Below are 13,699 nucleotides of genomic sequence, written 5' to 3'. Positions count from 1 at the left end.
ACGATGCGTTCTTTTGCATAAGTCCTATCCCTAAGAAAGATAACGAATTTGTAGCTCAAAACTCAAGTTATAAAGTTTGCGTAAATTACAGACCTCATAATCATTGATATTGGTGTCATGCAATTCCAGATTATAAAAATCGATAAATTCTTCTTCAAAAAGGGGCCCCGCGTGCCAAGTGCCAGCATTTAGTTTGATGAAACAATTGCCTGTGATCCGAAATGTCGCAATTTGCGTTATATCAATTTCCGCTGGGGCTGAGGCTGGAGCAACTACCATAAACCATTCTTTACCAGCAAGAGAGCCAAGACATTGAGTGCATTGTTGATGCCGCGCCAAGCTGTGAAATCTTAGTCCAACTTTGCGGAGGTGCATGATGTAAAAACGCGGAATCCCCGATAAGATTAGCTGAGCATCATTCAGATCAAATTGCTTACTGTCATCAGTCGGAAAAATTACTTGCCCATAGGGTTGAAAATTTTCAGGCGTAATTAATTGCGGGGTTAGCTGAGTTGGTAAATGTGCGATCGCCATATTCTCAAACCTGATGTAAGCCCATCATAAAGTACATCAAAATGCGCTTGAGTGGCGAGATTTGCAGAAGCAGCAAACCAAAGCGGCGTAAGACTTTAAAGAACCAATTATGATTAGAAAATAGGCGATTAGAAATATCAGTCAGCCAAATTACGCCTAAGTTATCCCATTTGCGTTTAGCTTCATAACGCTTCAAAACCGCGATCGCCCCCAGATCCTCATGATTTTGATGGGCAGCTTTTAACACCTTTGCCAAAGCATTAACATCACGAATACCGAGATTCATGCCCTGCCCTGCGATCGGGTGCGTGGTATGCGCCGCATCACCAATTAAGGCTAAACGGGGATGAATATAGGTCTGGCTATGCATCCAACGGGGAACATAATTAGCGCGTTCACGGGAAATCACTTTAATCTTGCCGAGCTTTTCCATGAGGGGATGACCAAAGCGATTGGTTAACTCTTGCAGGAATGTCGAGTCATCAAGAGCTAGCAAATGGGGTGTTTCCTCAGCAGTGGCAGTCCAAACGATGCAGGAGCGATCGCTACCTAAAGGCAAAATTGCAAAGGGTCCACTGGGCTGAAATCTTTCATGGGCAAAATTGTGATGAGGCTGTTCTGACTGAATCGTAGTGACGATGCAGGTTTGCTCGTAGGGGCGTTGATCGATCGCAATATTGGCTAATTGCCGCACTAGCGATCGCCCACCATCAGCACCCACTAATAATTTGGTTTCGAGATATTGCTCACCAATATCTGAGCTTATTTTTACGCGCATGACATCGCGATCGCTGCCAGATTTAGCATCTAAAAGTTCAATATCTAGAATTTTGGCAGGACAAATTAATTCGAGATTGCTACATTCCCGCGCAAATTCCCAGAGCGAAGCCAAAGTTACCGAATTTTCGACTATATAACCCAAGGCTTCTTGCCCCATATCTTCGCGCCGCAACTGCACCTGATAGGGCAAATCACCCTCGGAGACTTGGATCCTATGCATTGGGGTTACGCCCCTGCTTTGCATTCCGCCCCACACACCGATGTTTCGCCAAATTTGGCTGGAGCCATAGGCGATCGCACTGGCGCGACCATCGGCAGTAAATTCTCCGCGTAAAAAATTACCGTTAGCTTCAATAATTCCAACTTTGAGTGGGCGATCGGCAGGGTAATTTTTATCACCCAGCGCACAGGCTAAACTCGCGCCCACCATTCCCGCACCCACAATCAACACATCAAACATTGGTTAAGCTTTTTAAAATTATTTTTACTATATTTCTCATTATCGTCATTTTGTAAAGAAATATTGCAAAAACAAATATATTTTTAACGTTATAGGTGTCGCCATTCTTATTGGGACATAAAACCCAAATAGTGTGAGGCGGCGCGAAGCGCCGCCTCACACTATTTGGGTTTTGATTTGTCCTGATACAGGTGGCTATAGCTATAGTTTGCGTGAAGCACCCTAAATTATTCTCAAGCCTACCTCTATACCTTAATGAATATTAAGCAAAAGTCATGCAGATTACTAGCAAAAACCGCTACAACTAACAAACTGGTGGGCTGGTATGGTATAGAAAACAATAGAGATTTTACGCTTGATTCCTACATAAGATTTCAAACTCTGTAACTACAAGTGTTTAACACAACAATCGCTAACTGCTAGTTGAGCGACAGAAGAGTAGGTCTTAAGGTAGGAAGATTTTGGACTAAAAAGAAAATTTTGGAGAAAGTTGGATGAGTTCCCCAGCAGCACTGTCAGCATCATTGGTACAGATAGTCAATATAGAGAGCGATCTGCGTGCCGCTAATTCTCGTTTGCGATATCGTCTAAAGCTGGTTGAGGATCTGTGGGAATCAGTCCTATTAAGAGAAAGCGGTCAAGAGTTAGTCGATCTATTGCGCCAACTGCGAGCCATGTGTTCTCCAGAAGGACAAGCTCCTGAGTATCCTGCTCAAGAAGTTTTAAAGGTTGTCGAAAGCCTTGACTTGCATGAGGCAACTACCGCCGCCCGCGCCTTTGCTTTATTTTTTCAGTTGATCAATATTGTGGAGCAAGACCACGAACAGGAACAAACCAGCATATATAGGGTTAGCCCGATTAATAGCGAAACTGAATATCCTGTGGGTACATTTCGTTGGCTCTTTCCTGAACTGAAGAAACTAAATGTGCCACCACGACAAATCCAAAAGATTTTAGATAATCTGGATATTCGCTTGGTATTTACGGCTCACCCCACCGAAATTGTGCGGCATACAATTCGCGAGAAGCAACGCACGATCGCCAAAATGCTCAAGGAGTTAGATCGACTGATCGGCTTTAAGGGGGATGAATTAGCGCCACAGGCGATCGCCTTAAACTGGGAATCCGCCTCACTCCAAGAGCAAATTGCCGAAGAGATTCGCCTCTGGTGGCGCACCGATGAGCTAAACCAAATCAAGCCCACGGTTTTAGATGAAGCTGACTATACACTGCACTATTTTGAAGAGGTCTTATTTGATGCGATCCCCGTACTTTACGATCGCATTGCATCGGCAGTTTCCAGCACTTTCCCCAAATTAAAGCTACCTCGCTACGATTTTTGTAAGTTTGGCTCGTGGGTAGGTAGCGATCGCGATGGCAACCCCTATGTCACCCCCGAAGTCACATGGCAAACCGCCTGCTACCAACGCAATCTCGTCTTAAATAAATACATTAAGTCCGTTGATCGCCTCAGTCGGTTACTGTCACTATCCCAAAGTCTCAGTGATGTTTCTCAAGACTTGCTAGATTCTCTCGGTGATGACCAAATCCATTTGCCAGAGGTTTATGAGAAATATTCGATCAAATTCCGCCAAGAGCCTTATCGCCTCAAATTAGCCTATGTCAAAAAGAGGCTCGAACGTACCCGCGATCGCAACCAAAAACTGCGCCATAGTGGTTGGCAAGCCTCAGAAATGGAGTTATCCACACAGGGGCAAGAACATCAGCTTTATACCCATGTTTCCGAATTCCTTGCCGAGCTAAAGCTCATCCAAGCGAGTTTAATCGAAACTAGGCTCAACCCTAAGCCCCTCGAAAACCTGATTCGCCAAGTTGATGTCTATGGATTTCATTTAGCCCACCTAGATATTCGGCAAGAAAGTACTCAACATAGCAATACGATCGCCGAAATTGCCGAATCACTTCAGCTTTTGGATAAACCCTATGACGACCTTAGTGAACCAGAGAAGGTGCAATGGCTGACACAAGAGCTAAAAACTCGTCGTCCGATGATTCCTGCCAAGCTAAACTTCAGTGCGAAAACCAACGAAATTATTGAGACATTTCGGATGGTGGCTAAAGTTCAACAGGAATTTTCCGTCGATATTTGCAATAACTACGTGATTAGCATGAACCGTAGTGTCAGCGATATTCTGGAAGTATTGTTACTGGCAAAAGAGGCGGGACTTTACGATCCAGCTACGGGTAAAGGTTCGCTTAGCATCGCACCTTTATTTGAGACGGTAGAGGACTTGCAAAGCGCCCCTCCGATCATGTCCGAATTATTTGAGTTACCTCTTTATCGCGCTTATCTAGAAAGCCACGCTCATCTCCAAGAGGTGATGTTGGGTTATTCCGATAGCAATAAAGATTCTGGCTTTTTAAGCAGTAATTGGGAAATTTACAAAGCGCAGCGTGCTTTACAAGACGTTTGCCAAAAATATCAAGTCGATCTCCGCATGTTTCACGGACGTGGCGGCTCGGTTGGTCGTGGTGGTGGTCCAACCTATGAGGCGATTTTGGCGCAACCAGGACGCAGCATTGAGGGACGGATCAAGATTACTGAGCAGGGGGAAGTACTTGCATCCAAATATTCGTTACCCGAAATTGCGCTTTACAATTTAGAGACGATCGCTACGGCAGTAATTCAAGCGGCTTTATTACCTAGCAGTACCGATACGCTCGACTGCTGGCTAGATACGATGGAGGGAATTTCCGTGCGATCGCGCCAAGTGTATCGCCAGTTAATTTACGAGCAACCCAATCTAGTCGAATTTTTTCATCAAGTCACACCGATCGAAGAAATCAGTCAGTTACAAATTAGTTCGCGTCCCGCTAGACGGGCAGGCAAACGCGATCTTGCTAGTCTTCGAGCAATTCCTTGGGTATTTAGTTGGACACAGAGCCGATTTTTATTGCCATCTTGGTATGGTATTGGTGCAGCCCTTGAGGAATTTCTCCAACAAAATCCTGAGGGTCATCTATCACTGTTGCAATATTTTTATAGCAAATGGCCCTTCTTTAAAACTGCGATCTCCCGTGTGGAGATGACTCTCGCCAAAACGGATTTGCAAATCGCACATCACTATATGCGGGAGCTAACCAGAGAAGGCTTTGAAGAAGCTTTTGTGGATGTATTTGCTGAAATTCTTGCCGAGTATCAGCGTACTCGCACAGTAATCCAAGCGATCACTGGTCAAAAACAAATGCTGGATAGCGATCGCGACTTACAGCGCTCAGTACAGCTGCGAAATGGCTCAATTGTGCCGCTCGGTTTTATCCAAGCATCTTTGCTCAAGCGTCTGCGTCAACATCGTCCTGATACTGTCGATCTGCGATCGCGCTATTCTAAAAATGAATTGTTGCGTGGTGCATTACTCACGATCAATGGCATTGCCGCAGGGATGAGAAATACAGGCTAACCATAGAAAGCACCCTAGCCTAGGGGTGCTTTCTATTTAGAACGCAAAGCGTTATACATCCATGTTACGATTTTGGACAAACTGAGCGTGTTTACTGAGCGTGTGTGAGGAGTATGAGCCCCAATCGTAATTTCCACGATCCCATAAGGGTTGGTGTTATAGGTATCGGTAATATGGGGCAGCATCATGCAAGGGTGCTCAGCTTACTCAAAGATGCAGAGCTTGTTGGAGTTTCTGACGTAAGTATAGAGCGTGGACGAGATACTGCTAGCAAGCATCGTGTGCTTTTCTTTGAAGATTACCGAGATCTTTTACCTCTGGTTGATGCCGTCTGTATCGCAGTTCCCACAAGGTTACATTATGATGTCGGCACAACTTGTCTCAAAGCAGGCGTTCATGTCCTGATCGAAAAGCCGATCGCTGCCACCATTGAAGAAGCCGAATCCCTAGTTAAGACTGCCACTGAACAAAATCGCATTCTCCAAGTTGGACATATCGAACGTTTTAATCCTGCGTTTCAAGAGCTGAGCAAAGTTTTAAAACATGAGACAATTTTGGCGATCGAAGCCGATCGCATGAGTCCCTATTCACAAAGAGCAAATGATGTATCGGTCGTATTTGATCTGATGATCCACGATATCGACATTATTTTAGAGTTAGTTCCTTCAACAATTGTGCGTGTTTCGGCTCATGGTAATCGAGTTTCTCCTGAGTCTGAGTACCTTGACTATGTAACTGCCACAATTGGTTTTGAAAATGGTGTGATTGCCACGCTTACTTCTAGCAAGGTGACACACCGCAAAAAACGCAAAATTACTGCTCATTGCACTAACTCGCTCACCGAATCTGATTTCCTAAACAACGAAATTTTGATTTATCGTCAAACTACAGCTAACTGGACAACTGATTATGGTCAAGTCCTTTATCGTCAAGATGGCTTTATCGAAAAAGTTTATACCAGCAATATTGAGCCACTACACGCGGAACTAGAACATTTTGTTGCCTGTGTGCGCGATCAAGCTCAGCCCTCCGTTGGCGGCGATCAAGCTTTAAAGACTTTGCGTCTGGCTAGTTTAATTGAGCAAACGGCTCTCGATGGTCAAGTTTGGCGTAGTTGTGATTTGCAACTACGTGAAATAGCTACTGCTGCAACCTGTTAAAAGTGTAGAGGCAATTCATGAATTGCCTCTACACTTTTATAGCTATAGCCACCTGTATCAGGACATCAAACCCAAACAGTGAGAGGCGGCGCGAAGCGCCGCCTCTCACTGTTTGGGTTTTGTATGATTCCAAAAAAGATAGGAGATATAGCAAAGCAAGTTTTGCTTAGGACATAATACCAAATCACTTAGATAGGGCGACAGATGGGATTTTCACACTCTAAATATTGGTTTGGGTTTACGAGCATTTTTTAATAACCATCTGTCGTCTTTACTTTGTGTTTTGGTATAAAACCCAAGAATCGAGTGGCGGCGCTTCGCGCCGCCGCTCGATTCTTGGGTTTTGGTTTGTACTAGCTAACTCTTTTTTTGCTATACAAAGTATCTCCTATCTTTTTTGGGCGAAGTTTCTTAGATATGGGTCACCCATTAGCATGATTATAGAGAGATAGAATCTCTTCAAAAGAGTAGAAACCCTTACCCTGAAAGGATTTCTACTCTTTTTAGTACTAAGGGAACTATGGGAACAATGCCCATTCTCTCCAGTCAAAAGAGGCATATCAAACAGCAAACCAATGCAGGAACTCAAGCTCATGAAATCTCTTACAAAAATCTCTTTAGGACTTGCGATCGCTACTTCTGTTCTTACCTCTTTTAGTGCGATCGCCTCAGCCGAAGAAGTAAAATCACCTGGTAGCTACTTAGGTGCTGGTATTTCCCTCCAAAGCTTTGCCACAAATCCTTCTGTAGTTGGCGCTAACTTAGCAGGTCGCTACAAATTTGATGGTGTACCAATTTCAGCAAGAAGTTCTGTTCTCTTTGGTAATGGTGGAACTTCTGTTGTACCTACTGTTTCCTACGATTTGCCCGTAGGCGATCGCACTAATGTTTATCTTGGTGCTGGTGCATCATTTAAAGTTGGTGGAGATAGCAGCTTAACAGGCAATCAAACCTCCTTCGCTTTGCAACCTGGGGTAGAAGTCAGCCTTAACAAGCGTGTTCTACTTTATAGCAACGCTGTAATTCCATTTAATGGTCAAAGCAATGGTTCAGCAGGTACTTCCCTCCAAGCGGGTGTAGGCGTTCAATTCTAAATAAAGCAAGTTGCAATTTGCTATAGGCAAATTGCAACTATAAAAAAGGAGTCGCTAAGCGACTCCTTTTTTTATGCTTCCCAAAAACGACAGCCTTGACATGGACCATTGGGATTGACAGCACAACGCATTATCTCTGAGCCAGCGTTATATCGACAGTTGCTATCTCCTAAAACCCAACGCCCATTGATTAAGCTTCTCTCCAAATTTTCTGGCGCAGTCTGTACATAAACTAAAACTCTAAATAAGTTGTATTTACCCCTACGAAACTGATATCGATGGCGACGTTCTAGGACTGTATAGGTTTGACCTTCCAAATCAATGTAGTCACCTGGTTGAGGCATCCAGTCTAGATATATTTTGCCCAAAGTGCTTTCAGGATGGAGAGTGCGAACCTCTGTCGGCACGGTCAATATTTCCATAGAGTTTAGTTGTTTAATTGTAAAAATTGGCGATCGCTTAATTTTGGAGTGTAAAGATATCTATCTCATCATATAGTGATCTCCAGCCTCACACCATTGCTCACAAAAGCAAAAACCAATATTTATGTTGAAAGTGTTGCTTATCAACACTTTCAATATAAATATTGTGGTTTGTTTAATTACCAAATAGATTTATGTTAGACCTAAACTCTAGAACCAACTATGCAATTTAAAAGATTACTGGCGATCGCCTTCTTTTTTCTGACCTTAACGATATTAATTATCTATGCTGAACCAGCTAAGACTAAGGCGATCGCTGATGCGAAGTTTACGGAACCTAACCCAAAAATTACGCAGCGAAATACGCCATCAAAGCTAAAACAAAATTTCCAAAATATTAGGTTTTCACCAGAGATAAATCTATCGTCTCCCGTTTTAGGCTGTGAACTGAAACCACCCGCAAATCCACCCAGTCCCTCATTACCAGCAAAGCTAACTTCCATTCCTATTACTTTGGATAGATTTCGCAAACCTTTACCACCTCCTGAAACTAAACCAAATCCGAGTCCGAGTCCTAATACAAATAAGGCTCCTTCTTCTCTAAAATCTCTAAACTATAGTCCTAGAGAAATTATTGCATTGGCGGCGGCTTCCAACTATGGCGAACGCTATCTCCAAGACCTCTCAGGAAACCCTGCAAATCTGCCACCGATTATTGTCCTCCATGAAACCGTCGGCTCGGCAAATAGTGTCATTAACTTTTTTCAGCAGTTCCATACCGATGAAGATAATCAGGCTAGTTATCACACATTAATTGCGATCGATGGAACGATTATCTATTTTGTACCACCTGATAAACGCGCTTTTGGTGCAGGAAATTCTGTTTTTGTAAGTTCTTCAGGTAAAGAAGCAATCCAGACTAATCCTCGATATTCCAGTTCAGTCAATAACTTCGCCTATCACATTTCTCTAGAAACTCCTGAGGATGGAATGCATAATGGTTATAGCCACAGTGGATATACAGAAGCTCAGTATCAGTCTCTGGCATGGTTAGTTGCTAAAACTGATGTACCGTTAGAACGCATTACTACTCACAAAATTGTCGATCGCTCAGGTTCCCGCATCGATCCTCGCAGTTTCAATTTTAATCTTTTCCAAAAGTTACTCAGTGCCTATCCCAGAGTCAAAGAAATTTCCATTGGCTGTTCATAAACACTTTAGAATCCCAAATTAAAGAGGCGGCGCAAAGCGCCGCCTCTTTAATTTGAGCAACTACTAAAAAGTACCAGCCAATGCACCGAGGCAGCGATCGCTAACATGGGGATGCTCAGCCGACACAATCAACACTAAACCAATAAAGTAATTTCAGCTTTATTTTATCTTTTTTGGGTTTGCATTAAAGCACTTTTTAGTCGATTTCATAAGGGGTTCAGCAAGCAAAGGCTGTTGATTTGGGTTTGCGTTAAAACACTTTCATGCCCAAAAAGGCAGATAGCGTGCATAGCGGGTAGAAGTTGATTCAGAGTCATCGATCTTTATTAAATCAGCTTCTTTCGTAGCTTTTATAATCAGAGAAACAGTAGCTGTTTTTGACTCACTCAAACGAAATCTTTCGCGTAAAGTCTGGTTAGACATCTGTTTGTTACTAACATATAGCAAACAGCAATGCTGATAACAGGCTCGAATGCGATCCGATCTACTCATTTCATCAAAAGTCTGGTAAGCAAATAACACTGTCGTGGTACGAGTTTCTCCTACGCGAAAATCTGGTGCTGGTAGATGATTACCTTCTGCGGCACTTACAACCTTGTCAATTCCACTTCCTTTTTCTTCGCAAATACCAAAACGGCGCATTAGATCGGCGATTTGTTCGTTGCGGGAGCGGTATTCATCAATGAAGCGATCAGTGGAAATAGGTGGAATGCCAGGATTAGCGATCTCAACGCGATCGCTATACATTTCAATCATTACAGAAGCACCTGTTGCTAGAAAATCCTGATGCACCAAGGCATTAGCAATAAGTTCTCTTAGTGCCTGCATCGGAAACATCTTTACTTCTTGGCGTACTGCTTCTTCGATAAAACGATTTTGCGGTGCAGATGAGTAAACGAAACTAATTAATTCTTCAAAGGTTACAGCATATCCTTGGTTCCACGTTTTATCATCACGAGTTTGTAGTTTATTGAAACCTTCATAAATTATGACACGGGGAGCTTTACGAGCTAATGCGAGAGAAAAAGCGTCAAGCTTTTTAGCCAAAACGATCACGGCTAAATTAGTGATTGTCCAGCCTTGAGTTGTTTGTTTGATTAAATCTTGGCTTTGTAATCTCTCTAAAACAGCCTCACGGGTGGTTGGATAAGGAACTTTTAGGAGTTCAAAGTAAGTTTGGGTATCGAGTAAAGCAATTACATCATCTGGACTAGCGTCTAGTCGGGCAGGTTGGGAAAACCAATCTTCCTGATCTTCTGCAAAAATCTGTTTCAGTCGATCAGGAGTCATTGGTTGTAGTTCTTCACCAACTCTCATCAAGTAGGTTCCCTCATATTCCAATGCTTGTCCCACAGGACGAGGAGGCACTGCAAAAACTAGTACTCGCCCGTTCGGATGTTGTAATTCGGTAATGTCTACCCGAAATCTAAGTTTTTGAAGTATATGGGCTTTAATTTTGTTTAGAGCTTCTGCTGTTGACCAAGCTTGAGAACCCACGACTTGGCGAGGTCGTTTATCGGTAACCCCTAAAACGATATAACCACCACCCTCATTTGCCAGCGCAACACAATATTTCAGCAGTTTCGTCGAATCATACTGTTGTGTTGCTTGTTTAAATTCAAGCCGTTCTGTCTCTGTGGGTGCAAGTAACCATTCCTCAAGGGTTTCAAGATTAATCATAGGGCAATACTAAAAAATACCAGCCAATGCACCGACGCAGCGATCGCAGATATGGGGATGCTCAGCCGACTCACCGATATGGGTGGAGTAGTTCCAACAACGAGGACATTTTTCGCCATCGGCTTTAGCGATCGCAATTTGTAAATTGGTAGCCTCTCCCTTGAAGTCAGCATCAGGTAAGCTATCGACAAGCTCCACCTGTGACACGATAAAGAGATAGCGCAAATCTTCTCCTAATGATTCTAGATAAGCTTTCTGAGTTGCATCGGTGGCTACTAGTAAAACTTTCGCTTCTAAGGGTGCGCCGATGAGTTTGCCAGTTCTGGCGGATTCCAAAACTTTGTTTACTTCAGAACGGACATCGCGCAAGTATTCCCATTTGTCTGCCAATTCAGGTTTATGCCATTCAGGATGCACAATAAACCAGCCAGATTGGAAGACAGACTTAGTAGGTGCAGGGTAGGGCAAGTATTGCCAGATATCTTCGGCAGTGTGGGCAAGTACAGGAGCGATCGCCTTGGCAATTGCTTCTAAGCAATACATCAACACTGTTTGGCAACTGCGGCGACGGGGAGCGTTAGGCGCACTGATGTAGAGACGATCCTTGGCGATGTCTAAATAGAAGTTAGATAAATCGACGGTGCAGAAGTTTTGGATGGTTTGGAAGAATCGCGAGAACTGGAATTTCTCGTATGCTTCGGTGATGTCTTTGGTGACTTCGTAAAGGCGATGCAGGATATAGCGATCGCTTTCGGTAAGATCGGCATAGGGAACTAGATGTTCCGCAGGTTGAAAGTCAAAGAGGTTGCTGAGCAAAAATCTAGCGGTATTGCGAATCTTGCGTGATACATCGGACATTTGCGCCAAGATGGTTTTGCCGATGGGAACATCACCGTTGTAATCGACACTCGCCGCCCAGAGACGGATCACATCTGCACCGTATGGCGGCTCTTTCTTCTGATCTTTACCACCATTGATTACCACCATCGGATCGACGATGTTACCGAGGGATTTACTCATCTTCTGTCCCTTTTCATCGAGGACAAAGCCATGGGTTAACACAGTCTTGTAAGGTGCATAGCCATTGGTTGCCACACTAGTTAAAAGCGAAGATTGGAACCAACCGCGATGTTGATCAGAACCTTCCAGATACATATCCGCAGGGTAGTTCATCGCATAGGGAACGGTGCGCGAATTATGACTTTCGCCACCAAGTACCCCAGCCCAAGAGGAGCCAGAGTCAAACCAAACATCCATTGTGTCTGTGCCTTTACGATACTTGCGACCATTATTTTGATAGGCTTCAGGAAGTAATTCTTCCACTTCTCTTTCCCACCACACATCGGAACCATGTTCACGAATGAGTTCTTGAATGTGAGTAATGGTTTCTTCGGTGAGCAAAGGCTCATTGGTTTCTTCGTCATAGAATACAGGAATCGGTACGCCCCAAGTGCGCTGACGGGAAATACACCAGTCCGATCGCTCTTGCACCATTGAAGTAATCCGATTCTCACCGATCGCAGGAATCCAGTTAACTTCTTTGATCGATTTTAAAGCTTCTTCGCGGAAACCGTCAACGGAGGCAAACCATTGCTCCGTAGCTCGAACAATCACAGGCTTCTTAGTACGCCAATCGTAGGGATATTTATGGTTATAGGCTTCTTCTTTAATCAGGGTTCCATTGGCGGTCAAGATTTCCACAACCTTAGCATTACCTTCCTTCAGCACGCTCAAACCTGCTAATTCTTCGCCAGCATCTTCATTGAAAATACCGCGATCGTCCACAAGGGAAATCATGCCCAAATGATATTTTCTGCCCACGATAAAGTCATCTTGACCATGATTAGGCGCAGTATGCACTAAGCCCGTACCTGATTCCGCAGTGACGTGATCGCCTAGCACGATGGGACTAGGGCGATCGCAAATGGGATGCTTAGCGATCGCGCCTTCGAGAACATCACCCTTGAAGGTATATTTTACTTCCAAAGCTTGCTCAAAGGTAGCGGCTAACTTCTCAACCAGTTCCGTTGCCACGATATAGTTCTTGTCACCAGCCGCGACGATGCTATAGCTGAGATGGGGATTAGCGCTAATGCCCAAGTTGGCGGGAATTGTCCAAGGTGTAGTTGTCCAGATTACGGCATGGAGATTGGTTAGATCAGAGATCGCCTTCAACTTATCGCTAGGCTGAGTGACTGGGAAAGCAACATAGATACTGCGCGAAACATGATTTTCGGGGTATTCCAATTCGGCTTCTGCAAGCGCTGTATGGGAACTGGGCGACCAATATACGGGCTTGAGACCACGATAGATATAGCCTTTGAGAGCCATGCGTCCGAATACATTGATTTGTTCGGCTTCGTATTCAGGCTTCAATGTGTAATAGGAATTCTCATAGTCACCCCAAACACCCCAACGTTTGAATCCCGTTGCTTGCTCATTAATCGTTTGCAGTGCAAATTCCTTTGCTTTTTTCCGCAATTGTAAAGGCGTTAAATTAGCGCGTTCCTCTGCCTTCATATTCTGTAAAACTTTAAGCTCGATTGGCAACCCATGACAGTCCCAACCCAGCACGTAGCGTACTTTGTAGCCGCGCAATAACTTATAGCGATTAATGATATCTTTTAAAACTTTGTTTAATGCATGACCCATGTGTAATGTGCCGTTGGCGTAGGGGGGGCCATCATGGAGGGTAAACACATCGCCTTTGTTATTGTGGGAAAGGGCTTCAAAAACACCTTGCTCTTGCCAAAATTTTTGAATCTCAGGTTCACGAATAATTGCATTTGCCCGCATCGAAAAGTCAGTTTGCGGCAAGTTAACGGTGTCTTTGTATTCGGGATTACTGGCTGGATTCTCAGATTTGGCTTTAGGAGCGGATGTCATTGTTCTAAACTGGGTCAAGTTTTGCTAAGGTTTACTCCCCATTATGACG

At 44.0% G+C, this 13,699-nt stretch carries 9 protein-coding genes; 4 read left to right on the top strand and 5 right to left on the bottom strand.

Annotated elements, in window-relative coordinates; genetic code table 11:
- Positions 1–30 precede the first annotated feature (30 nt).
- Positions 31–534: an ureidoglycolate lyase gene (locus tag H6G05_RS15660; protein WP_190579150.1), complete on the bottom strand. Its 504-nt coding sequence runs from the start codon at positions 532–534 to the stop codon at positions 31–33.
- A gap of 4 nt (positions 535–538) precedes the next feature.
- Positions 539–1,774, bottom strand: a complete 1,236-nt coding sequence (locus tag H6G05_RS15655; RefSeq protein WP_190579148.1) for a UbiH/UbiF/VisC/COQ6 family ubiquinone biosynthesis hydroxylase — start codon at positions 1,772–1,774, stop codon at positions 539–541.
- Positions 1,775–2,268: 494 nt separating this feature from the next.
- Between H6G05_RS15655 and ppc the strand changes: the two genes are divergently transcribed.
- The 3 genes from ppc (at position 2,269) to H6G05_RS15640 (ending at position 7,450) form a co-directional block, all read left to right on the top strand.
- A complete protein-coding gene (gene ppc / locus H6G05_RS15650; RefSeq protein ID WP_190579146.1) occupies positions 2,269–5,196 on the top strand; it encodes a phosphoenolpyruvate carboxylase in 2,928 nt (975 codons plus the stop codon).
- 113 nt (positions 5,197–5,309) lie between these two features.
- Positions 5,310–6,356, top strand: a complete 1,047-nt coding sequence (locus H6G05_RS15645; RefSeq protein WP_190579144.1) for a Gfo/Idh/MocA family protein — start codon at positions 5,310–5,312, stop codon at positions 6,354–6,356.
- 593 nt (positions 6,357–6,949) lie between these two features.
- Positions 6,950–7,450, top strand: a complete 501-nt coding sequence (locus tag H6G05_RS15640; RefSeq protein ID WP_190579143.1) for an outer membrane beta-barrel protein — start codon at positions 6,950–6,952, stop codon at positions 7,448–7,450.
- A gap of 71 nt (positions 7,451–7,521) precedes the next feature.
- Here the strand turns inward: H6G05_RS15640 and H6G05_RS15635 are convergent, their stop codons facing one another.
- On the bottom strand, positions 7,522–7,872 hold the full coding sequence (locus H6G05_RS15635; RefSeq protein WP_190579141.1) for a DUF6464 family protein: 351 nt from the start codon (positions 7,870–7,872) through the stop codon (positions 7,522–7,524).
- Between the two features lie 222 nt (positions 7,873–8,094).
- Between H6G05_RS15635 and H6G05_RS15630 the strand changes: the two genes are divergently transcribed.
- A complete protein-coding gene (locus tag H6G05_RS15630; RefSeq protein WP_190579139.1) occupies positions 8,095–9,084 on the top strand; it encodes a peptidoglycan recognition protein family protein in 990 nt (329 codons plus the stop codon).
- 261 nt (positions 9,085–9,345) lie between these two features.
- Here H6G05_RS15630 and H6G05_RS15625 read toward each other — a convergent pair whose 3' ends face one another.
- Together H6G05_RS15625 and ileS are read right to left on the bottom strand one after the other, a co-directional pair.
- Positions 9,346–10,764 (bottom strand): ATP-binding protein, encoded by a 1,419-nt coding sequence (locus H6G05_RS15625; protein WP_190579137.1) that lies wholly within the window; start codon positions 10,762–10,764, stop codon positions 9,346–9,348.
- Between the two features lie 9 nt (positions 10,765–10,773).
- A complete protein-coding gene (gene ileS / locus H6G05_RS15620) occupies positions 10,774–13,650 on the bottom strand; it encodes an isoleucine--tRNA ligase (RefSeq protein ID WP_190579136.1) in 2,877 nt (958 codons plus the stop codon).
- Positions 13,651–13,699: the final 49 nt, after the last annotated feature.

Origin of the sequence: Phormidium tenue FACHB-1050 (genome assembly GCF_014696925.1) — a bacterium.
Lineage (GTDB): Bacteria > Cyanobacteriota > Cyanobacteriia > Pseudanabaenales > Pseudanabaenaceae > Pseudanabaena.
This window is presented reverse-complemented; position numbering and strand designations above follow the sequence as displayed.